The 22493-nt window shown below is 34.5% G+C and carries 19 protein-coding genes and 1 tRNA gene; 14 read left to right on the top strand and 6 right to left on the bottom strand.

Annotated features, from left to right (window positions below):
• Positions 1–67 precede the first annotated feature (67 nt).
• Positions 68–418 carry a hypothetical protein gene (locus BWZ20_RS09875; RefSeq protein WP_076619541.1) on the top strand — a complete coding sequence of 117 codons (351 nt, stop codon included), beginning with the start codon at positions 68–70 and terminating at the stop codon, positions 416–418.
• Here the strand turns inward: BWZ20_RS09875 and BWZ20_RS09870 are convergent.
• The gene (locus tag BWZ20_RS09870; RefSeq protein WP_076619539.1) at positions 415–897 is read right to left on the bottom strand and encodes a CBS domain-containing protein; all 483 of its coding nucleotides are present in this window, start codon (positions 895–897) and stop codon (positions 415–417) included. The genes BWZ20_RS09875 and BWZ20_RS09870 overlap by 4 nt on opposite strands.
• 112 nt (positions 898–1009) lie before the next feature.
• Between BWZ20_RS09870 and BWZ20_RS09865 the strand changes: the two genes are divergently transcribed.
• A complete protein-coding gene (locus tag BWZ20_RS09865) occupies positions 1010–1819 on the top strand; it encodes an NAD(P)-binding domain-containing protein (RefSeq protein ID WP_076619537.1) in 810 nt (269 codons plus the stop codon).
• A 69-nt stretch (positions 1820–1888) separates the two neighbouring features.
• Positions 1889–2599, top strand: a complete 711-nt coding sequence (locus BWZ20_RS09860) for a hypothetical protein (RefSeq protein ID WP_076619534.1) — start codon at positions 1889–1891, stop codon at positions 2597–2599.
• A gap of 72 nt (positions 2600–2671) precedes the next feature.
• Here the strand turns inward: BWZ20_RS09860 and BWZ20_RS09855 are convergent, their stop codons facing one another.
• Positions 2672–4738 carry a M13 family metallopeptidase gene (locus BWZ20_RS09855; protein WP_076619531.1) on the bottom strand — a complete coding sequence of 689 codons (2067 nt, stop codon included), beginning with the start codon at positions 4736–4738 and terminating at the stop codon, positions 2672–2674.
• A 189-nt stretch (positions 4739–4927) separates the two neighbouring features.
• Positions 4928–5455 carry a hypothetical protein gene (locus tag BWZ20_RS09850; RefSeq protein ID WP_076619529.1) on the bottom strand — a complete coding sequence of 176 codons (528 nt, stop codon included), beginning with the start codon at positions 5453–5455 and terminating at the stop codon, positions 4928–4930.
• Positions 5456–5621: 166 nt separating this feature from the next.
• Here BWZ20_RS09850 and BWZ20_RS09845 point away from each other — a divergent pair, with 166 nt between their 5' ends.
• The gene (locus tag BWZ20_RS09845; protein ID WP_076619527.1) at positions 5622–6575 is read left to right on the top strand and encodes an NAD-dependent epimerase/dehydratase family protein; all 954 of its coding nucleotides are present in this window, start codon (positions 5622–5624) and stop codon (positions 6573–6575) included.
• Between the two features lie 61 nt (positions 6576–6636).
• On the opposite strand, the gene BWZ20_RS09840 is transcribed toward BWZ20_RS09845, so the two are convergent.
• Together BWZ20_RS09840 and rseP are read right to left on the bottom strand one after the other, a co-directional pair.
• A tRNA-Asn gene (locus BWZ20_RS09840) sits at positions 6637–6710 on the bottom strand.
• 73 nt (positions 6711–6783) lie between these two features.
• Positions 6784–8127: an RIP metalloprotease RseP gene (gene rseP, locus BWZ20_RS09835; RefSeq protein ID WP_076619525.1), complete on the bottom strand. Its 1344-nt coding sequence runs from the start codon at positions 8125–8127 to the stop codon at positions 6784–6786.
• A gap of 196 nt (positions 8128–8323) precedes the next feature.
• Between rseP and BWZ20_RS09830 the strand changes: the two genes are divergently transcribed.
• The 7 genes from BWZ20_RS09830 (at position 8324) to BWZ20_RS09800 (ending at position 17531) form a co-directional block, all read left to right on the top strand.
• Positions 8324–8998, top strand: a complete 675-nt coding sequence (locus tag BWZ20_RS09830; protein WP_076619524.1) for an SCO family protein — start codon at positions 8324–8326, stop codon at positions 8996–8998.
• A gap of 73 nt (positions 8999–9071) precedes the next feature.
• Positions 9072–9305, top strand: a complete 234-nt coding sequence (locus BWZ20_RS09825; protein ID WP_076619522.1) for a ferrous iron transport protein A — start codon at positions 9072–9074, stop codon at positions 9303–9305.
• Entirely contained in the window at positions 9298–11397 is a 2100-nt protein-coding gene (gene feoB / locus BWZ20_RS09820; RefSeq protein ID WP_076619520.1) for a ferrous iron transport protein B, read from the top strand. Before BWZ20_RS09825 ends, feoB begins: the two co-directional genes overlap by 8 nt.
• Entirely contained in the window at positions 11398–11535 is a 138-nt protein-coding gene (locus tag BWZ20_RS09815) for a FeoB-associated Cys-rich membrane protein (RefSeq protein ID WP_076619518.1), read from the top strand.
• Positions 11536–11593: 58 nt separating this feature from the next.
• Positions 11594–11992 carry a hypothetical protein gene (locus BWZ20_RS09810; RefSeq protein ID WP_076619516.1) on the top strand — a complete coding sequence of 133 codons (399 nt, stop codon included), beginning with the start codon at positions 11594–11596 and terminating at the stop codon, positions 11990–11992.
• Positions 11993–12061: 69 nt separating this feature from the next.
• Complete coding sequence (locus BWZ20_RS09805) at positions 12062–16381, top strand: CusA/CzcA family heavy metal efflux RND transporter (RefSeq protein ID WP_076619515.1); 4320 nt, start codon at positions 12062–12064, stop codon at positions 16379–16381.
• Between the two features lies 1 nt (position 16382).
• Positions 16383–17531, top strand: coding sequence for an efflux RND transporter periplasmic adaptor subunit (locus BWZ20_RS09800; RefSeq protein WP_076619513.1), 1149 nt, complete (start codon positions 16383–16385; stop codon positions 17529–17531).
• A 53-nt stretch (positions 17532–17584) separates the two neighbouring features.
• Here BWZ20_RS09800 and BWZ20_RS09795 read toward each other — a convergent pair whose 3' ends face one another.
• Positions 17585–18241 carry a metal-dependent transcriptional regulator gene (locus tag BWZ20_RS09795; RefSeq protein ID WP_076619512.1) on the bottom strand — a complete coding sequence of 219 codons (657 nt, stop codon included), beginning with the start codon at positions 18239–18241 and terminating at the stop codon, positions 17585–17587.
• Positions 18242–18341: 100 nt separating this feature from the next.
• On the opposite strand from BWZ20_RS09795, the gene BWZ20_RS09790 reads away from it, so the two are divergent.
• The 3 genes from BWZ20_RS09790 to BWZ20_RS09780 are packed head-to-tail and all read left to right on the top strand — an operon-like array spanning position 18342 to position 22410.
• Positions 18342–20699, top strand: coding sequence for a TonB-dependent receptor (locus BWZ20_RS09790; RefSeq protein ID WP_076619510.1), 2358 nt, complete (start codon positions 18342–18344; stop codon positions 20697–20699).
• A 48-nt stretch (positions 20700–20747) separates the two neighbouring features.
• A complete protein-coding gene (locus BWZ20_RS09785) occupies positions 20748–21662 on the top strand; it encodes a metal ABC transporter solute-binding protein, Zn/Mn family (RefSeq protein ID WP_076619508.1) in 915 nt (304 codons plus the stop codon).
• 10 nt (positions 21663–21672) lie between these two features.
• Positions 21673–22410 carry a metal ABC transporter ATP-binding protein gene (locus tag BWZ20_RS09780; protein ID WP_076619507.1) on the top strand — a complete coding sequence of 246 codons (738 nt, stop codon included), beginning with the start codon at positions 21673–21675 and terminating at the stop codon, positions 22408–22410.
• The last annotated feature ends 83 nt before the right edge of the window (positions 22411–22493 follow it).

The raw sequence follows: 22493 nt of genomic DNA, 5'->3' as shown, positions 1-22493 counted from the left end.
CTTTTAGTTTTTATGTAAACGTTTGTAAGCGAATATTTTGTAAATTAAACTCATAAAAAATCAGCCCATGCATAAAAAATGTCCTGAGTGCGGTGATAGAATTATTGGCAGAATTGACAAGAAGTTTTGCAGTGATAGTTGTAGAAATGCGCATAATAATCGCATCAATAAAGATTCTAAAAACTTAATACGAAACACCAATAATCGCCTCAGAAAAAATTATAGAATCTTAGAGACATTAAATCCAAATAAAAAGACTAAATGCTCTAGAGCAAAACTTATAGAAAAAGGATTTGACTTTAACTATTTTACAAGTACATACACCACAAAAGCAGGCACAATATACTATTTTGTGTACGACCAAGGCTACCTGCCTTTAGAAAGCGATTACTATGCGTTAGTAAAACGAGATGATTAACCTTTATTAGATCTATTCCAGTTTTCTCCTTTAAGTTGTAGCGCTGCTTTAAGAATATCTTTCTGGCTAATCTGGCCAATCAACTTGCCATTTTCTACAATAGGAAAACGTCTACGTTTAGAGTTTAAAAATTTATTGGCAGCATCAAAAACATCCATATTGCCATCAATAGTTTCAACATCTTTTGCCATGCGCTTTTCTACATTATCATGCTCTAAGGGCATGTTGTAATAACGGCTTTCGCTCAACTGTTTAAGGCAGTCTCCCTCTGAGATAATTCCAACCAATTCTTGTCTGTCGTTAACTACTGGTCCACCAGAAATTTTGTACTTTATTAAAGATTCTACTACTTCTTGTACCGTTTGGTCTGGTTTAAACGTTATAAGATTGGTGGTCATGTAATCTCTTACTTTAAGCGCTGTTGCTGGTGCTAAATTCTGTTGTTGCTTACGCGCACCCTGAAAACTTTTTATTCCCATAACATTTAATTTTAGTGTTTATTTTAAAGTTACTGAAAATTAATTAGTTAGCAAAATGAAAAATTGCTAAGTAATTCTTATGTATTTTTATGTCTAAAATTATTAAGACCTCTTGAAAAAACAGATTAGCATTATTGGTTGTGGTTGGCTTGGTTTTCCGCTTGCTAAAACGCTTATTAAAAATGGTTATACCGTAAAGGGATCTACAACATCAACTGACAAACTAAAAACACTCCATAATGCTGGCATTGATGCTTATCTCGTTGCTTTAAATGAAGATAATATTACAGGAAATTATATTGATTTTTTAAAGGGAAGCGAGTCGATCATCATTAATATTCCACCAGGTTTAAGAAAACATCCCAATAAAAATCATGTGGCCGAGATACAACATTTAGTTAATGCCGTTGTGTCTCAAGATATTAAAAACACGCTTTACATAAGCTCAACTTCTGTTTTTAAGGACGATCTCAATTTTCCAATCTACAATACCGATTCTGCGCCAAATGCAATATCCAACAGTAGTAAACAACTCATTACTATTGAAAACATGCTTAAGGAAAACACAAACTTCAATACTACAGTCGTTCGTTTTGGTGGTTTGTTTGATACGCATAGACATCCTGCCAAGTACTTAGCTGGTAGAACAGACCTTTCAAACCCAAATGCTCCCGTTAATCTTATTCACAAAGAAGATTGTATTAACATTATATCTTTAATCTTAAAAGCTAATATTTGGAATCACGTATTTAATGCGGCATTTCCAAAGCATCCTTCCAAAAAAGAATACTACTCGTCTTTTTGTAAACACCATCAATTAGACCTGCCGCAATTCAATACTTCAAAAAAAAGTAAAGGAAAAATTATTGATAGCACCAAAATGGAACAACTTTTGAACTACAGCTTTAAACAGGCACTATAGAAATTAATAGTTTATTAAGAGCTATATTCTCAAAATTTTATAGTTTTAGCCCCTAAAATTTTTTATAAAATGAAACAGATTACAATTGCAGTTGTTATGCTTTTCTCGGTAAGTGTTTTTGCCCAGACTAATGCAGATTTAAAAGCACACTACGAGGCTTATTACAAGGAGATGAAAAAGCAAGGTGATGTACAAGGTATTATTAGTGCCTTAACGCACCTTAATGTATTAGAGCCTTCAGTAGCAAGAAAAGACACTTTAGCGTATTTATATCTTTCTGAAGGTAAGTACATGCAAGCCCTTAACACTATTGGTGTTGAAAAGAATGCCTCAGACTCAGATATGAATGTTGAAGTAAAAGCTCTAGCACTGAAAAATCTTAATCAGCCAAAACTAGCTTTAGAGCACTATGAAATTCTATTTAAAAGAGAGCCCAACGTATATTTAGCCTATGAAATGGCTGATATGAAAATTCAAGTGAATGATTTAGCAGGTGCTAAGACTAATATTGAATATGGTTTAGCAAATGTAAAAGACGATATGAAACGTGCCTTTTACGAAACACAACAACCTTACGAAACATCTATGAAAGCTGCTCTTTTGTGTCTTAAAGGTTTACTCACATTTACCGAAAACAGAACAGCAAACATTGACGCGGCAATTAAACTTATGAACGACGCCTTGGCTATAGATCCAAATTTTAATCTAGCAAAAGTTAGCAGACAAGGTTTAGAAAACCAAAAAGCGCAACAGGCTGCTGCTACAAATAAAAAGAATTAAACGTACCAAGACCATAAAACTAAAAATGCTGCCAATTGGCAGCATTTTTAGTTTTATTGATATATTTATTGTTTACCAAATTCTTACACGCTCTTCTGGTGGCAAGTACATGGCATCTCCTTCTTTAATATCAAATGCTTCATAAAAAGCATCAACGTTCTTTAAAGGTTGTGTGGCTCTAATATGACCTGGCGAGTGCGGATCAGTATTAATCTGTGTTCTTAAGGCTTCATCCCTAATTAGCATTCTCCAGACTGTTGCCCAAGACATAAAGAAACGTTGCTCTGGTGTAAACCCATCAATATTACCTGGTCTTCCGTTTTCTTTAAAATATAACTGTAAACCATCATAGGCACCGAGAACACCTCCTAAATCACCAATATTTTCGCCCAAGGTAAAAGGGCCATTAACATAAACACTATCCAAAACTTCTATTGCAGAGTATTGGTCTGCCAAAGCTTTTCCTCTTTTTTCAAACTCTTCTAAATCTTCTTGTGTCCACCAATTGTTTACATTGCCATCACCATCAAAACGCGCACCAGAATCATCAAAGGCATGAGAGATTTCATGGCCAATGACAGCACCTATTCCACCATAATTTACAGCTTCATCTGCTGTGTAGTTGTAAAAAGGAGGTTGTAAAATTGCTGCTGGAAAAACAATCTCATTGTTTAATGGATTGTGGTAAGCATTTACCATTTGTGGTGGCATTCCCCATTTTGTTTTGTCCACAGGCTCGTTGATTTCGCTTAAGTTTTTGTTTTGAGACCATGCACTAACAGCCAACATGTTTTCAGCATAAGAATTTCCTTCTTTTACTTGTAAGTCAGAGTAATCTTCCCATTCATCTGGATAGGCAATTTTAACGGTAAACTTATCCAGCTTTTCAATAGCTTTCTTTTTAGTTTCATCACTCATCCAATCTAAATTGGTAATTCTGTTTTGAAATGCTGTTATAACATTTTCAATCATTTTTTCAGCTTTCTCTTTTGCTTCTGGTGGAAATTTTGCCTGCACGTAAAGTTGGCCCACAGCTTCACCAACACTTCCATCTACCGTACCGAGAGCTCGCTCATCTGCAGGACGCATAGCTTTAGAACCGTTTAAAGTTTTTCCATAAAACTCCCAATTGGCTTTTTCAATTTCTGTAGTTAAATAACCTGCGGCTCCGTTTAAAGTACTCCAGTCCATCAACGTCTTAATATCTTCTATTGAAGTTGATCTTAAAAACACATCCATAGCCTTCATATACTTTGGCTGCATTACCAAAAGCGTATCTACTTTCTTTTCAATTCCCATATCGTCCATAAACTTTTGCCAATTGATAGATGGTGTCATTTTCTGTAAATCAGCAACTGATGTTGGGTTGTTGAAATTTCTAATATCTCTACTTGCAACTTTATCTAAACGAGGTTCAGCAAGTTGTGTTTCCATAGCAAGGATTTTCTCAGCTGCAACTTGAGCATCAGCTTCAGAGTAATTTATGTATTGAAGCATTCTTGCTACATGGTCTACATACTGACCTCTGATTTCTTCGGTCTTTGCATCTTGATCTAAGTAATAATCGCGTTGTAAACCTAAACCAGCTGGAAATAACCAAGCCATATTTATGCTACTGTCATTAAGCCTTGGATTAGAACCTATACCAGCAAATGGTGCTCCTACTCCTAGTGTTGTAGCATAAACTGTCTGCATATCGTTTAGGTTCTTAATTCCATCTATTTTGTCTAATAATGGCTCTATTGGTTTAATACCCGCTTCATCTCTCGCAACGGTATCTAACTCCGATTCAAAAATTAATAATGCTTTTTGCTGGTCTGAGCCTTCTTTATAAGTCCCTAATTCTTTAGATGTATTTAAGATCTCCAACACATCTTTTCTTGTAGATTTTCGCAATACACCAAATCCTCCCCAACGTGTTTCGTCATCTGGAATGGTATTGGTTTCTAACCATTTTCCGTTTACATATTTATAAAAATCTTCTTTTGGACTAATACTTGTGTCCATGTTTTCCAAAATAATACCTGGAATCTTTTCTTCTGCCATGGCAGTGTCTTTTTTGGCATCCTCCTTACATGCTAATACAGTAAAGAATGCCAAGCCTGATAGCGCTAGAACGCGACTAAGATTGGATTTCATTTGTTTTTAATTGTTTGTTTTATTATGCTCACAGCAAACCGCAATAAATCATTCTAGAGAACGACTATGTTTTGACTGTGCTCGTGTCATAATTTGATTTTAGTTAATTCTAATTAAACGTAATTAATAATAAGACCTATAGAACAGATAAATGTTACAACTTTAAAAAACTTTAACACAAATAAAATTCTAGAATTCCGATTTTATTTTCTCATATAAATCGCGTTCTAATTTTTTATTTACTTGGTAGTTAAGATTAGAAAATGCAACCAACACCTCTTTTATGCTTTCTAGCTTTAGTTGGTTTTCAATATTATTGAGGGTTAAACTTTCGTTCAATCGTAAAAGTGTTGTTTCGATAATTGCACCTCTCGATATTATGGGATTTGTTTTTAGTGTGTCTGGCATTTGCGCCTTAAATTCTTCTATAAATTTTTTTAAAAGCTCTTTGTCTCCATTAAAAAATGATAAATCTGCTTTTTTGAGATAGTTAATTTGTATATCTAATTCTTTGTATTTTTCCCAATCGGCAACTGCATTTTCGGCTCTTGGGCTTAAGGCGTAGTCCTTGTACTTAAAGCCCTCTATAACTTTAGCCGTAATCACTGGTTGTTGATTAGTATTTTGTTCAGTATTAGTTTTTTCAGATCCCTTATCGTCACCACAGTTTATAAATAGAATAAAACATAAATTAAGGAGGCAAAACCCAATTCTCATAACGTGCTTTGTTTGCTGTAAATATACTTAAACTATTATTTTGATTTCATAGTATCCTCTTAAAATATAGATTATCAACTTTTTACTTAAACATCATTTTTTTTGAAAATTTTAATTTTTGAACACCTAAATTCTTCATATTTTTGAGAATACTTTAATTACACTTATGCCTTCTAAAATATTAATTATTGGTGCCTGCGGACAAATAGGCACAGAACTAACCACCAAGTTAAGAGAAATACATGGTGTTGAGAATGTTATTGCCAGCGATATTAATACCAGAAAGTTAGATTTAGTAAACTCTGGGCCTTTTGAAATTATTGATGCCAAAAATTTTAATGCCATTAAAGATTGTTGTATCAACTACAAAATTGATACGGTTTATCTTATGGCTGCACTTTTAAGTGCTACTGGCGAAAAATATCCGATGGAAGCTTGGGATCTTAACATGAATTCGCTTTTTCATGTTTTGAACCTAGCCAAGGGTGGCACTATTAAAAAAGTATATTGGCCGAGTAGTATTGCTGTCTTTGGACCAACAACTCCAAGAGATCATACACCTCAGCATACCATTTGCGAACCAACCACTGTATACGGCATTACCAAACAGGTTGGTGAGCGTTGGTGCGAGTATTACCATAAAAAATATGGTGTTGATGTTAGGAGTATTCGTTATCCTGGTATTATTAGTCACAAAGCTATGCCTGGAGGTGGTACAACAGATTATGCTGTTGAGATTTATCATGAAGCCATCAAATCTAGTAAATACGAATGTTTTCTTTCTGAAAACACAAGTTTACCCATGATGTTTATGGACGATGCGATAAAAGCAACGGTAGATTTAATGGAAGCACCTGCTGATAATTTAAGTATTAGATCTTCTTATAACCTTTCGGCGATATCCTTTACACCAAAAGAAATTTTTGAAAGTATAAAACACCACATTCCGGACTTTGAAATTACATATAAACCAGATTTTAGACAGGCTATTGCTGATAGTTGGCCATCATCAATTGATGATTCTGTAGCAAGAAATGATTGGAACTGGCAACATAGTTTTAACTTAGATGCTATGACGGCTGTGATGCTAGAAGAATTGAAGAAGAAATATAATTCTTAAAATAGTAAAGCAACAACATAAATAAACAAAAAAGCCTGATAAAATTATCAGGCTTTTTTTGCTCCTCAGGTTGGGCTCGAACCAACGACCCTCTGATTAACAGTCAGATGCTCTAACCAACTGAGCTACTGAGGAAGGTGTTTTTTTCGCTTTTGCGAGCGCAAATATAAATTATTTTTTAATCTCTGCAATATGAAAACTTATTTTTTTATTGTGTAATTGCTTTAAATATATCGTTACCGTTTGCAAACAATACCAAGGCAATTAAAATAAAGAATCCAACAATTTGCGCACGCTCTAAGAATTTTTCACTTGGTTTACGACCAGACACCATTTCGTAAAGTAAAAACATTACATGGCCACCGTCTAATGCTGGTATTGGCAGTAAGTTAAGTATGGCTAACATTATGGATAAAAAGGCTGTTAATCCCCAAAAATAAGGCCAACTCCAAACCGGTGAGAATTGATCGTAAATTGCTTTAAACCCTCCTAAACCTTTATAAGCGCCTGTACTTGGATTAAAAATTGCCATTAATTGGTCTCCGTAATTACTAATGGTTTTGGTAAACTTTCTCCATCCTGCACCAAAACTTTCACCAAAGCTATACTCTTTCCTAAAGATGTCATAGTAACCCAATTCTTCAAATCGTTTAGGGTTATTGTAAGGTATAATTCCAAATTTACCATCTTTATCAAGTTCTAGATCCATAGTAGATTTTGTACCGTTTTCATGTAAAACTTCAGCGGTAATGCTTGTATTTTTTAAATCTCCTTTAACTTCATCTAGTTGATCGTAATACTTTAATGGTTTTCCGTTAATACTCGTTATAACATCTCCTTGCTTTAAACCTTTCCCTTTATTTACTGAAGAGTCTGCAACTTTACCCACCATAAAAGGTATACGATATTCAAAATTGGTTTTTACTCCACTTGCCGAGTATTGCCCTAAAAAGTCCTCTGGTAAGTCAATGGTTTGTTTCTTACCATCTCTGCTTATTGTAATAGATTGTGCTTTAATGAGATTAAAACCAATGTCAGAATCATTAATAATTGGCTCATCGTTTATAGCTAAAACCTTATCTCCTGTCTCAAATCCTAAATCACTTAGCAAGGGGTTTTCTATAGAATAACCGTCTTTTAAACTTTCCACTTTAACATCAGAGTCGCCATAAACAAAAGATATAGCAACATATATAACGTACGCCAAAATAAAGTTTACAGTTACACCACCGAGCATAATAATTAAACGTTGCCAAGCAGGTTTAGATCTAAATTCCCAAGGCTTTGGTGGCTGTGCCATTTGTTCCTTATCCATACTTTCATCTATCATTCCGGCGATTTTTACATAACCTCCCAAAGGCAACCAACCAATACCGTAAACCGTATCGCCAATTTTCTTTTTAAAAAGTGAATACTTTACATCAAAAAAGAGGTAGAATTTTTCAACCTTAGTTTTAAACAGTTTTGCTGGTATAAAGTGGCCCAACTCGTGCAACACAATAAGAAGAGATAAACTCAATAAGAATTGGGATATCTTAATTACAAATTCCATGTAGTTTTTTTCAAAATTTCGATTGACAAAAGTAACGTTTTAAAGGCATTTAGAAAATAATTGTATTTCCAATCAGAATATTTTTAACAAGGATTTATAAATCCCTGTCTTACAGTATTATATTTCTGTTAAAAAAATTAAAGAAAATTTACCTTAATCGTATCTTTGTAATTCATAATGTTTTGAAGCTTAATCTATGTCTTTCCTCTCTTTTTTTAAAGAATATAAAAAATTTGGAATTTTCTTTACCGTATTGTCTCTTATCATCCTTGCAATCATCTATAATGTACTCAATGTACCTGCACCTCTCCCTATTTATCAACCTGCAATGGTCAGCGAAGAATTGGTAGATAGCGCAATACAACATAAGGCAAAATACCATAAGATTGCGGATTTTAGTCTAATTAATCAAAATGGCGAAACCATTACGCAAAACACCTACAAGGATAAAATTTATGTGGCTGATTTCTTCTTTACAACCTGCCAAACCATCTGTCCGATAATGACAGACCACATGTACCAAATACAAAAAGAAATTATTAGTGATGACGAGGTAATGCTACTTTCGCACTCTGTAACACCAAAAATTGATAGCGTTGCTCAGCTTAAAAAATATGCTAAGAAAAAAGGTGTCATTGACCGTAAATGGAATTTAGTAACAGGCGATAAAAAACAAATCTATGAGTTAGCAAGAAAAAGCTACTTGGCCGTAAAAACAGATGGCAATGGTGACGAGTACGATATGATCCATACCGAGAACTTTATGCTTATTGACAAGAAGCGCCAAATAAGAGGTTTCTATGATGGTACCAATCCTGAAGATATCGAAAAAATTCTTGAAGACATTAAAATCTTAAAGCAAGAAGATTAAATTCTTCTAAAAGCGCTTTACACACTTGAATATTTAGCTTATTTTTGCTTCTTTAAATTCAATCTAAATAAGGATAAGTTTGACACTTGCAGATCTAAAACGCGGCGAACAAGGCATCATTAAAGATGTTTCCTCTATTCATATTCCGTTAAAACTATTAGAAATGGGATGTTTGCCTGGTAATTCTGTAGAACTTGTTCAAGTCGCCCCTTTTGCAGACCCAATGTATCTTAACATAAACGGTACACATCTGGCTATTAGAAAAGAAACTGCAATGTACATCTTAATCGACATTTTAAATGGGTAAGCAGATTAACGTTGCACTAATAGGAAATCCTAATACTGGTAAAACCTCAGTATTTAATGCTTTAACGGGTTTAAACCAAAAAGTTGGTAATTATCCTGGTATAACTGTTGAAAAAAAAGAAGGCATTTGCAAACTACCTCGTGGTGTTAAAGCACATATTATAGATTTACCCGGAACTTATAGTCTTAACGCCTCTTCGCTAGATGAAAATGTAGTTATTGAGTTATTGCTCAACAAAAACGATAAAGATTTCCCAGATGTTGCTGTAGTAGTTAGCGATGTAGAGCATCTTAAACGTAACCTTTTGCTCTTTACACAGATTAAAGACCTGGAAATCCCGTGCATATTAGTTATTAATATGTCTGATAGAATGGCTTACAAAGGTATCACTCTCGATATTCCTTATTTAGAAAAACAGTTAAACACCAAAATTGCCCTTGTAAGCACCAGAAAAAACAACGGAATTTCTGAACTTAAAGAACTCATAACTAGCTACAAAGAGCTTTCTACAGAGCCTTGTATGAATGCCTCTTCCATAGACGAAACTTACTTTAATAACCTAAGAAAGGCATTCCCAAACCAGTTACTTTACAAGTTATGGCTGGTCATTACACAAGACGTTAACTTTGGTAAAACAGACAGAAAAATTATTGAAGACGTTACCAACTTTAAAACAAAAACTAAAGCCGATTTAAAACGTCTTCAACAAAAAGAAACCATAAAACGCTATCAATTTATAAACAATACTCTCAAAAAAGGGCAAACTATCGATTTAAAATCTGCTAAAGATTTAAGAATTAAACTCGATAGAATTTTGACGCATAAGGTTTGGGGTTATCTTATTTTTGGAATCATCTTACTTACCATTTTTCAAGCAATATACGATTGGTCTAGTGTACCAATGGATTTTATAGACGAATCTTTTGCCGCATTAAGCGAATGGTCCAAAAGTGTTTTGCCAGCAGGTGCATTCACTAACTTAATAACAGAGGGAATTATTCCAGGTTTAGGTGGTATTGTTATTTTTATACCGCAAATTGCCTTCTTGTTTCTCTTTATTTCAATTTTAGAAGAAAGTGGATATATGAGTCGTGTGGTTTTTTTAATGGACCGTATTATGCGACGTTTTGGACTCAGCGGCAAAAGTATAGTTCCATTAATTTCTGGTACTGCTTGTGCAATCCCAGCAATTATGGCCACACGTAATATTGAAAGCTGGAAAGAGCGCCTTATCACCATTTTAGTAACACCGTTTACAACTTGTTCGGCAAGATTACCAGTGTACCTTATTATCATTGCATTAGTAATTCCAGAAGGTAGATTTTTTGGACTAAGTTACCAAGCATTGACTTTAATGCTCTTGTATTTAATCGGTTTTGGTGCTGCAGTAGGAGCCGCATGGATACTGAGTAAAGTGCTAAAAATTAAAAGCAAAACCTTTTTTGTAATAGAAATGCCAAATTACAAAGTACCACTCGTAAAAAACGTTGCGCTTACAGTTCTAGAAAAAACAAAAGCCTTTGTGTTTGGCGCTGGTAAAATTATTTTAGCCATTTCTATAATTTTGTGGTTTTTAGCCTCTTATGGACCAGGAGACGATTTTAATAATGCTGAAGAAATTGTAACAGAACAATTGGCCTCTAATAACCTTTCAGACGAAGAATTACAACAAAAAATAGCATCTCATAAATTAGAACATTCGTTTATTGGCATCACAGGAAGAGCCATAGAACCAGCTATTAGACCATTAGGCTACGATTGGAAGATAGGTATTGCAATAGTATCATCATTTGCAGCACGAGAAGTATTTGTGGGTACACTTGCCACAATTTACAGTGTAGGTAGTGATGAAGAAGAGACAATAAAAAACCGAATGGCTGGCGAAGTCAACCCTATTCTTGGTGGACCATTATTTAACTTTGCCTCTGGGATTTCCTTGCTACTGTTTTACGCCTTTGCAATGCAATGCATGAGTACACTTGCCATTGTAAAACGCGAAACCAATTCTTGGAAATGGCCCTTATATCAATTAGTAGTAATGAGTGCTTTTGCTTATATTGTAGCATTAGTTGCATTCCAGATATTAAAATAGATGAACGATATTATTCAAAACATACTAGTTTTCTCGGCACTACTCGTTTCTATAGGGTTTCTAATCAGAAAATTCATCTGGAAACCTAAAAGAACATCAAACAAATCTTGTGGCTCTGATGGTTGTGGATGTAACTAATCTACCATAACTGACATATATCAAATTTTCTTTTTAAAAATTCACTAACTTTGTTTCCGTGAATAAACTGACTGCCATACTATTATCAAGTTTTATACTTATACAGAGTTTTCAGATAAGTATAGATGATATTATGCAACTAGATGAGCTCATTGAGCACGCTCAGTTTCACAAACAAGAATATGGTGATAATTTCTTTGTGTTCCTTTCTAAACATTATGGCGAATTAAAGGCCGAGCATACCGAGCACAATCATAAAGAGCAAAGTGACCACGAACAATTACCGTTTCAATGCCAAGGACATTATGTCTCGCTTTTGGCTATTGTTCAATCGCCTTTTCAACCTTCATCAGATACTTTTGAAATAAGCCCAACTACTGAAGCTAACTTTCATTATCTAAACCTATACGCTTCCATAAGCAATACCCAACTTTTACAACCACCTCGGCAAGCATAATTCATTTTAAAATTTTTCACTGTTTATGAATCATAAACAGGCATTTTTTCAATTTTAGTATTATGTATTATGTTAGAAAACATTATCAGGTTGAGCTTAAAAAATAAGCTCATCATTTTCATATTTACCACATTTATTATTGGTTTCGGAATGTTCTCTTTGACCCAAATTCCTATTGGTGCTGTACCAGATATTACCAATAACCAAGTTCAAGTAATTACTACGTCACGCAATCTATCCACCCAAGATATTGAGCAATTTATTACCTATCCTGTAGAGCTAGAAATGGCTAATTTACCGGGTGTAGAAGAGATTAGGTCAGTTTCAAAATTTGGTCTTTCAGTAGTGACTATTGTGTTTGAGGATGACATGGGCACATATCTGCCTAGACAACTTATTTCCGAAAAAATAAAATCTGCTTCAGAGAAAATACCTGAGGGTTTTGGATCACCAGAAATGGGACCAATTACTACAGGTTTGGGTGAAATTTACCAATATATTTTGGATGTAAAACCTGAATATAAAGATCAATATTCTATTACCGATTTGCGTACCATTCAAGATTGGATTGTAAGACGCCAATTATCTGGCATTCCAGGTGTTGTTGAAGTGAATACTTGGGGCGGATTTTTAAAGCAATACGAAGTTGCCATTAACCCGAATAAGTTAAATGCTATGAATATTTCGGTGTCCGAAATTTACGATGCATTAGAAAAAAACAATAGTGTTGCGGGTGGTGGATATATTGAAAAAACTAATGAAGCCTATTTTATTCGTGGCGAAGGTTTGATTAAAAACCTTGAAGATATAGAGCAAATCGTAGTAAAAAATGAAGGCGCGCCAATTTATATTAAAGACGTTGCTAAAGTAGGTTTTGGAAGCGCTACACGTTTTGGTGCCATTACTGGTAACGGTGAAGGCGAAAAAGTCCTTGGGCAAATTATGATGCTAAAAGACGGCAACTCTAAAGCTATTATTGACGCTGTGAAAGAACGCGTAAAAAGCATTCAAAAAAGCTTACCTGAAGGTGTTTACATCAACGGATTTTTAGAACGTAGCGAACTGATAGGAAAAACCACTTTTACCGTATCCGAAAATCTAATTTTAGGATCATTAATCGTCATATTTGTCGTGGTTTTATTACTTGGTAATTTACGCTCTGGTCTTGTCGTTGCTTCTGTTATTCCGTTGAGTTTATTATTTGCCATTTCAATGATGAATATCTTTGGTGTTGATGCCAATTTAATGAGTCTTGGCGCGATAGATTTTGGGATTATTATTGATGGTGCTGTCATCATTGTAGAGTTTATTGCTTTTAGAATTATGACCGAAAGTGAAAAACTAAAATCACTTAAAAAAGAGGCAAAACAATCCGAAATTGATCAAATTACGTTAAAAAGCGCCTCAAAAATGATGAATTCTGCCATTTTTGGGCAATTAATCATCTTAATTGTATTCATTCCTATTTTATCATTAAGTGGTGTAGAAGGTAAAATGTTTAAGCCTATGGCATTAACATTCAGTTTTGCGTTAGTTGGTGCAATGTTACTTTGTCTCACTTATGTTCCAGTAGTATCATCATTGTTTTTGAAACCTAAAGCACCAAGCGAAAAAAATGTTTCCGTTAGGTTAATGAAAGTGCTTAACTCTTGGTACAGACCTACTATTAATTGGGCTTTACATCGTAAAAAAACAGTAGTAAGTATAGCCGGAATTCTACTCGCTATCAGCATCTTTTTATTTAGTAAAATGGGTGGTGAATTTGTACCAACTTTAGACGAAGGCGACTTCGTAATTCAACCTGTTTTAAAAACAGGAACATCACTTGGAAAAACCATCGAAATCACGACTAAAATTGAGAATATTCTATTAGAAAATTTCCCAGAAGTTGACCAAGTTGTTAGTCGTATTGGTGCTGCCGAAGTCCCAACAGATCCAATGTCTATGGAAGAAAGTGATGTCATCATAAAACTAAAACCAAAAAACGAATGGGTAAGCGCGAAAAGTAAAGACGAACTAGCAGATAAATTTAAAGAAGCATTAAGCATCATTCCTGGTATGGAAGTGGAATTTACACAACCTATCGAAATGCGTTTTAATGAGCTAATCACAGGTGTTAGAGCCGATGTGGCTATTAAAATTTTTGGCGAAGATTTATCCATTTTAGCCAATAAAGCAGACGAAGTCAAAGAACTCATTAAAGATGTTAAAGGCGCTTCAGATATTATCATTGAAAAAGTTGAAGGTTTACCTCAAATGAGCGTGTCTTTCAACCGAAGTAAAATTGCGCGTTACGGACTGAATATTTCTGATGTTAATCAAGTAATTTCAATGGGATTTGCTGGCGGAACTGTTGGTCAAGTTTTTGAAGGCGAAAAACGTTTTGATTTAGTGATGCGTTTAGACCAAAACAATAGAAAAAATCTAGCCAGCCTTCAAAATTTATATGTCGATACACCTAGTGGAACGAAAATTCCGCTTAACGAATTAGCAGAGATCACATACACCACTGGACCTGCAAAAATTTCAAGAGACGACACCAAACGTCGAATAGTCGTTGGGATTAATGTGCGTAATCGCGATTTGCAATCGGTAGTAGATGATGTCAAAGACATTCTTGATCAACAACTAAAATTACCTGTTGGTTATAACGTAACATATGGCGGACAATTTGAAAACTTACAAAGTGCCAAAGCACGTTTAATGATTGCGGTACCAATTGCTTTAGCCTTAATTTTCTTACTGTTGTATTTTGCGTTTGGCTCAGCAAAAGAAGCCTTATTAGTGTACTCGGCTATACCATTATCTGCTGTTGGTGGCGTACTGCTTTTATGGTTACGCGATTTACCGTTTAGTATCTCGGCAGGTGTTGGTTTTATTGCGCTTTTTGGAATTGCGGTACTTAATGGAATTGTACTTATCGAGCATTTTAAAGAACTAAAAGAACACGGTATGGATGATATTGAAGAACGTATAAAACGTGGTACTTCAGAGCGTTTGCGACCTGTTTTACTAACCGCAGCAGCTGCAGCTTTAGGGTTTTTACCTATGGCGGTTTCCACCAATGCTGGTGCCGAAGTTCAACGTCCGTTAGCAACGGTAGTTGTTGGTGGTTTAGTCACTGCAACCGTATTAACCCTAATCGTGTTACCCGTTTTATACGCGTGGTTTGAAACTAAAAAAGAAATTAAAATGAATAAAACTGCAATTGTTACCATTCTCGGTTTCTTTTTTATGATGCATGCTAACGCACAAAATCCATTAACCATTGAAGAAACTTTAGCTCTAGCTATTGAAAATAACTCAGGTTTAAAAGCGTCAAATCTTAAGGTAGACGAAAGTAAGGCTTTAATAGGAAGCGCTTTTAGTTTTGATAAAACGTCAATTTATTACAGTTATGACGAAAATAACCTAGCTATAAATAATGAACCTATTAGGGTTTTTGGAATTTCGCAAGATTTTAAGTTTCCGACGGTATATTTTTCCCAAAAGAAGACCAATAAAGCTAAAGCTAATTTAGAAGAAACATATTATAATCTACGTTTTAAGCAATTACAACAAGCGGTTTACGCCAACTATTATCAGTTGAGCTATGCTAAAAACAAAGCGAAAACCTACAGATATTTAGATAGTTTGTATCAAGATTTTGCTAATAAATCTGAACGCCGTTTTGAACTTGGCGAAACCAATTATTTAGATATGATTACAGCTAAATCCAAACAAAAACAGCTGGAAACCTTGTACAAACAAGCACTTAAAGAAGTTGTATTTTCCAAAGAGCAATTAAAAAGTGTTGTGCAAGTAGATAGTTTAGATATCCTTGATCAACCGCTTGAACAGTTACAAATTGAAACTATTTCAACAAAAAACAACGTTGGTTTACAATACTTTGAACAAGCAAAAAACTATCAAAACGCTATCTATCAACAAGAAAAGCAAATCCTGTTACCAGATATTAGTGTTGAGTATTTTCAAGGTACAAATGATCAATTAAATACTAATTTAAAAGGCTATCAAATAGGTTTAAAGATTCCATTGTTGTTTTCTGGCAATACTTCAAAAATAAAAGCTTCAAAAATTGCCGAAGACATTATCACAGAGCAGCAACAAGATTACACAACCAAGTTAAACACTAAGTACAATGGACTTTTAGCGACGTTAGCGCAATACGAAGAAGCAATAAATTATTATGATAATGAAGGTGAAAATCTAAAAAATCAAATTATAAAAACAGCAAATCGCACGTTTAAAGAAGGTGAAATTGACTTTTTTCAATACATACAAAGTCTTGAAACTGCTAGCGAAATTCAATTATCGTACCTAGAAAATTTAAACGCTTACAATCAAACCGTAATACAAATTAATCACCTTACTCTAAATATTTTTTAAGATGAAAAACATATATATACTTCTTTTTTCGCTTTTATTTTTAGCCTGCGGAAATAAAGAAAATAACACAGAAACGGTTGAAAATACTGCAACCAAAAGCAATATTATAACTGTAACTAAAGTGCAATTTGAAAGTGAAAACATGGTTTTAGATACGTTGAAAACACTTGATTTTTCAACAGGTATTGCCGTTACTGGAATGATAGACGTACCACCAAAAAACAAATCGAGTATCACAACTTTTATTGGTGGATATATTACAAACACACCACTTTTAGTTGGTGACGAAGTTAAAAAAGATCAACTATTGGTGAGCTTAAAAAATCCTGAGTATGTCGAAATTCAGCAAAACTATTTAGAAATCGCAGAACAACTCAATTATCTAAAAGCCGAATTTAACAGACAAAAAACGTTGTTTGATGAAGAAATAACTTCAGAAAAAAACTATCTAAAAGCGCAAAGTACTTACAAAAGTAGTTTGGCTACTTACAATGGATTAAAGAAAAAATTACAAATGATGAATATTAGTCCAGCTGCTGTAGAACAAGGAAACATAACCTCAACCATTAATTTGTACGCACCAATTAACGGAAATGTCACTAAAGTAAATGTAAGTAATGGCGCTTATGTTGCGCCAAACGATGTGATATTAGAAATCGTGGATATTGACCATATTCATTTAGAATTATCCGTATTTGAAAAAGATATTATGCACATCAAAAAAGGACAAAAAATACAGTTTAAAATTCCTGAAGCTTCAGAAAAAACCTTTGAGGCAGATGTACATTTAGTTGGCACTAACATTGATGAAACAACAAGACGTGTTAAAGTTCACGGACACGTAGATAAAGATTTAGCTAATTTTATTGTTGGTATGTTTGTAGAAGCTAACGTTATTACAGACAGTAAAAAAGGTATTGGCTTGCCAAACGAAGCTATTGTAAGTGAAGACAAAAGCAATTATGTACTTGTTTTAGATGAAACAACTGCTGATGGCTATCAATTTAAAAAGCTAGAAGTCAATACAGGACAACAGGATGAAAATGCTACAGAAATTTTAAATCCTGAAGCTATACAAAACAAACAAATATTGGTTAAAGGCATAGGAATACTATTGGAAGAAGGTGGTGAAGGCGGACACGATCATTAATAATAACCTCTAAAATTAAAGATCATAAGCTTATAATGTATTAAAAGAAAATCCTAGACTTTCTTTAGATATAAATTTTTTGCAACGCTATTAGAGACTATAATTTCTGAGTTCTTTAGCTGTATCCGCATCGAATTGTCGTAAGGCTCTCTATACTTTACCATAATTATAGTGCCTAGCCCAATTCCATTGCTATCTAAATATTGAAGAAATGAAGTAGAAGTATCATCCACACCAACGCACTTATATGCAACACCAATATTGGCTTTTGCCAAAACTATTTTATCTATATGCTGAAAATTTCCATCCTTATCTGGTATTGGGTCACCATGTGGATCGTGCGTAGGGTGGTCTAAAAATGCATCGAGCTCGTTGATAAGTTTATCAGATTTTATGTGTTCTAAATGCTCTGCAACTTCGTGTACCTCATCCCATGTAAAATTAAGTTTTTCAACCAAAAAAACTTCCCAAAGCCTGTGTTTCCTTATAATATTAACAGCAACACGTTTTCCGTTTTCTGTAAGCCTTACTCCTTGATACTTTTTATAGTCGGCATAATTTTTTTCAGATAACTTTTTTATCATATCTGTCGCAGAAGACGCTTTTGTTTTCATCGCCTCTGCAATAGCATTTGTATTTACGGTTAGTGTACCATTGTTACTTAAATGGTATATGGCTTTAATGTAATTTTCTTCGGTAAGAGTAATCATCTTTTTTCGGTATAGACAAATATAGTAAAGTTATTATTCTTAAATAATTTTTAGACTTGTCTAAATTTGTTTTTTTATATTTGCTAAAAATATTATTTCTATGCTACGGCAAATTATTATTGTACTTCTTATTTCTTTACAAATACTTTTTGCTCAAAAAAAAGAGGTTCTCTTAACAGGAACTGTTACATCGAACAATAATCCTGTTGCTTATGCCTCAGTTTACGTAAAAAACAGTAGTACAGGCACAATAACAGACAATAATGGTAATTACCAACTATCAGTCAATCCAGGAACCATAGTTTTAACTGTGAGGTCACAAGGTTTTCAAACGCTACAGAGAACGTTTACTTTAAAAGATAATGAAACAAGAACAATCAATTTTGAGCTGGAAGAAGATGCACTTGGTCTCGATCAGGTAGTAGTAAGTGCTACCAGAAATAAAATCGGCAAGAAAGAAGCTCCTGTTATCGTTAAAGTTCTTACTCCAAAAGTTTTTAATGCTGCCCAATCTTTTACGCTTGCCGATGGTCTTAACTTTCAACCTGGTGTGCGAATGGAAACTAATTGTCAAAACTGTGGTTTTACTCAAGTTCGTATGAATGGTCTCGAAGGTCAGTACACCCAAATTTTAGTGAATAGCAGACCCGTTTTTAGTGCCTTAAATGGTGTTTATGGGTTAGAGCAAATACCTGTTAATATCATAGACCGTGTCGAAGTAGTACGCAGTGGTGGCTCTGCTCTTTTTGGATCTAACGCTATTGCAGGTACCATTAATGTTATTACTAAAGAACCGATGGACAACCATTGGGAAATAAATTCTACACTGGCTTTAATTGACGGAAACACAGCAGATAGAAATGTTAACCTTAACGCATCTATTGTTAGCGACGATTTAAGTAATGGAGTAACCCTTTATGGTATTTATAGAAACAGAGATGCTTATGATGCAAACAATGACGGATTTACAGAAATAACTGTTTTAGAAAACAATTCGTTTGGTGCCAAAGCATTTTTAAGACCTAACGATAATAGTCGTATTGGATTTGACTTCACTGCAATAAAAGAATACAGACGTGGTGGCGACCAACTTCATTTGGCTCCACAGTTCACCAATATTACCGAAGCGCTTGACCACAATACTATTTTTTCAGGTTTGGATTATGAACTCTATAATGATAAACGTACCAACAACTTATCTGTTTATGCTTCTGTACAACACACCAATAGAGATAGCTACTATGGTGGTTTAGGAGGTGGAACTACTCCTGAAGATTTTGAATTAGCCAATAACGCCTTTGGAAACACAAAAGACTTAGCTTTTGTAAGTGGCGCAAAATTTAGTCATGATTTTGAAAACAACGATGTTCTCACCACAGGGCTAGAATACTTAATGAATGCAACTAATGATGAAATTTTAGGCTATAATAAGGTGATTGACCAACGTGTTAATAGCTTTGCCTTGTACGGCCAATACGAATGGAAACCTTTTAAAGCATTTACAGCGCTTTTAGGTGCAAGACTAGATCATGTAACAGTTGATGGGCTGTATAGTATTCAAAATATATCAAGAACTTCAAAGGTATCGCAATCCATCTTAAGTCCTCGCGTTACACTGCTTTACAATATAACTGATCAGCTTCAGCTAAGAGGAGGATATGCAAGAGGTTTTAGAGCGCCACAAGCATTTAATGAAGATCTTCATATATCTTCTGTAGGTGGCGAACAGCGTTTTGTAATTTTAGGTGAAGGCTTAAAAAATGAGTTTTCAAATGCGTATACTGCCTCCTTAGATTATACCAAAAGTTTTGGCAAAACCCAAACCAACCTACTTATTGAAGGCTTTTACACATCACTTCAAAATCCCTTTACTATTGTGAGTACAGGTACATCACTTCCTAATGGTTCTATTTTAGAAGAAACCCGAAACGGAAATGGTGCTTATGTCTCAGGTGCCAATATTGAATTCAGTGTTGTACCAAGTCCAACTTTAGCCTTTCAGGCAGGATTAACCGTTCAGAATGCCAATTACAAAGAAGACCAAATTTTGTTTGAAGCTGATGGTACTGTACCAAACGAAACCGATGTGGTTATTGATGCGTTTGTGCGCACACCAAATGTTTATGGCTTTATAACTTCATACTGGAATGTTAATAACGCTCTTAAATTAGATTTTACAGGAAATTACACAGGCCCAATGACAGTTCCTTTTGTTATTAGTGAATCTGGATTTATAAATTTAATAGAAACAAATTCCTTTTTTGATTTAACAACGAAACTAACGTATCATTTTGATCTTAAGAAAGAATTTCACATTGAGATCAGTGGAGGTGTACAAAATATATTTAATAGTTATCAAGATGATTTTGATACTGGTCCTACACGAGATTCAGACTTTATCTATGGTCCTAATAGACCTAGAACCTTCTTTTTCGGACTGAAAATTGGTAATTTTTAATTTAACTAAACCCTTACATTTTAGTACTTTCATAAAAATTTTAAAGCAATGAAAAAAATTATATTTCTGTTAACTCTCATAGTAACCTTATCGTGCAAAAACGAAGCAAAAACCAACGGTAAACTCAACGTGGTTACTACAACAACAATGATTACAGATTTGGTAAAAAACATTGGAGGTGACGCCATAAATATCGAGAGTTTAATGGGAAGTGGTGTTGACCCTCATTTATATAAAGCGAGTGAAGGTGATGTTAACAAATTAGTAAATGCAGATATCATATTCTATAATGGGTTGCACTTAGAAGGTAAGTTGGTTGACATTTTTGAAAAAATGGAAGGACAAAACAAAACTCAGGTAGCTCTTGCAGAATCTATTGATAAGGGCAAATTAATAGCTTCGGAGTACTTTGGGTCTAACTACGACCCACACGTTTGGTTAAATATTGACTTTTTTAAACTTTTTGCTCGAAAAGTCACCCAAGTTTTATCAGAAAAAGATCCTGATAATGCTAAAATCTACATTGAAAATGAAGAAAAATATATGGAAGAATTGAATTTCCTAAAAAAGGATGTTCAAGGTGTTGTAGATGTGCTTCCTAAAGAAGAGCGTATTTTGATAACCGCTCATGATGCCTTTAACTATTTTGGTGAGGCGTATGGTTTTAAGGTCGTTGGTTTACAAGGGCTATCTACTGCTACTGAAGCTGGCGTTCAAGATGTACAAAAGTTAGCTGCTTTTATAATAGAGCATAAGGTTAAAGCTATTTTTGTTGAAAGCTCAGTACCTAAACGTACAATTGAAGCCCTTCAAAAGGCTGTAAAATCGAAAGGCCATGATGTTACAATAGGTGGAACACTTTATTCTGATGCACTAGGAGATGCTGGCACTATTGAAGGCACTTATATTGGTATGTATAGGTATAATATTAAGACCATTGTTGGTGCTTTGGTTAAAGAGTGAAAAAAATATTATGAAACAAGAAATAGCGGTTAAAATAGATGACTTAACTGTAGCTTACAACTACAAACCTGTACTTTGGGATATTGATTTAGAAATTCCGGAAGGTGTGCTTATGGCTATTGTTGGACCGAATGGTGCAGGGAAGTCTACCTTAGTAAAAGCTATTCTGGGCATCTTAAAACCTATTGCCGGGAGCGTAAGTATCTATGGGAAACCCTATGAAGACCAACGTAAATTAGTCGCCTACGTACCTCAAAAAGGCAGTGTGGATTGGGATTTCCCAACTACGGCTTTAGATGTTGTAACGATGGGAACTTACGGTAGTTTGGGCTGGATAAAGCGCCCTGGGCAAAAACAGAAAAAAGCGGCTCTCGAAGCTCTAGAAAAAGTAGGAATGCTCCCTTTTAAAAACAGACAAATCAGTCAGCTTTCTGGTGGGCAACAACAACGTATTTTCTTAGCGAGAGCACTAGTGCAAGATGCTTCAATCTACTTTATGGACGAACCTTTTCAAGGTGTAGATGCTTCAACAGAAATAGCCATTATTAACATTTTAAAAGCGCTACGTAAGGCAGGAAAAACGGTCATTGTTGTTCATCACGACTTACAAACCGTGCCAGAATATTTTGATTGGGTGACCTTTTTGAACGTAAAGAAAATTGCCACAGGACCTGTTAAGGATATCTTTAATGATGATAACCTTACCAAAACGTATGGTATTAATTATAAAGTGAGTATACAGGAATGATAAATTGCAAGGTAAGCAATATACAGTCGCAGTTAGCACATGGACAAATATCGGTAACTGCCATTGCGAATTTAGTTTGGCAA

The sequence above is a fragment of the Winogradskyella sp. J14-2 genome, assembly GCF_001971725.1.
In the GTDB taxonomy this organism is placed as follows: domain Bacteria; phylum Bacteroidota; class Bacteroidia; order Flavobacteriales; family Flavobacteriaceae; genus Winogradskyella.
Note: the sequence above shows the minus strand (reverse complement) of the source record. Positions and strands in the feature narration are given on the sequence as shown.

Excerpts from the sequence above, each read along its gene's own strand:
- BWZ20_RS09855 (WP_076619531.1), bottom strand. The coding sequence starts at position 4,738 with ATGAAATCCAATCTTAGTCGCGTTCTAGCGCTATCAGGCTTGGCATTC.
- BWZ20_RS09780 (WP_076619507.1), top strand. The coding sequence starts at position 21,673 with ATGAAACAAGAAATAGCGGTTAAAATAGATGACTTAACTGTAGCTTAC.
- BWZ20_RS09790 (WP_076619510.1), top strand. The coding sequence starts at position 18,342 with ATGCTACGGCAAATTATTATTGTACTTCTTATTTCTTTACAAATACTT.
- BWZ20_RS09830 (WP_076619524.1), top strand. The coding sequence starts at position 8,324 with ATGTCTTTCCTCTCTTTTTTTAAAGAATATAAAAAATTTGGAATTTTC.
- BWZ20_RS09800 (WP_076619513.1), top strand. The coding sequence starts at position 16,383 with ATGAAAAACATATATATACTTCTTTTTTCGCTTTTATTTTTAGCCTGC.
- BWZ20_RS09785 (WP_076619508.1), top strand. The coding sequence starts at position 20,748 with ATGAAAAAAATTATATTTCTGTTAACTCTCATAGTAACCTTATCGTGC.
- BWZ20_RS09875 (WP_076619541.1), top strand. The coding sequence starts at position 68 with ATGCATAAAAAATGTCCTGAGTGCGGTGATAGAATTATTGGCAGAATT.
- BWZ20_RS09805 (WP_076619515.1), top strand. The coding sequence starts at position 12,062 with ATGTTAGAAAACATTATCAGGTTGAGCTTAAAAAATAAGCTCATCATT.
- BWZ20_RS09815 (WP_076619518.1), top strand. The coding sequence starts at position 11,398 with ATGAACGATATTATTCAAAACATACTAGTTTTCTCGGCACTACTCGTT.
- feoB (WP_076619520.1), top strand. The coding sequence starts at position 9,298 with ATGGGTAAGCAGATTAACGTTGCACTAATAGGAAATCCTAATACTGGT.
- BWZ20_RS09870 (WP_076619539.1), bottom strand. The coding sequence starts at position 897 with ATGGGAATAAAAAGTTTTCAGGGTGCGCGTAAGCAACAACAGAATTTA.
- BWZ20_RS09850 (WP_076619529.1), bottom strand. The coding sequence starts at position 5,455 with ATGAGAATTGGGTTTTGCCTCCTTAATTTATGTTTTATTCTATTTATA.
- BWZ20_RS09860 (WP_076619534.1), top strand. The coding sequence starts at position 1,889 with ATGAAACAGATTACAATTGCAGTTGTTATGCTTTTCTCGGTAAGTGTT.
- BWZ20_RS09795 (WP_076619512.1), bottom strand. The coding sequence starts at position 18,241 with ATGATTACTCTTACCGAAGAAAATTACATTAAAGCCATATACCATTTA.
- BWZ20_RS09845 (WP_076619527.1), top strand. The coding sequence starts at position 5,622 with ATGCCTTCTAAAATATTAATTATTGGTGCCTGCGGACAAATAGGCACA.
- rseP (WP_076619525.1), bottom strand. The coding sequence starts at position 8,127 with ATGGAATTTGTAATTAAGATATCCCAATTCTTATTGAGTTTATCTCTT.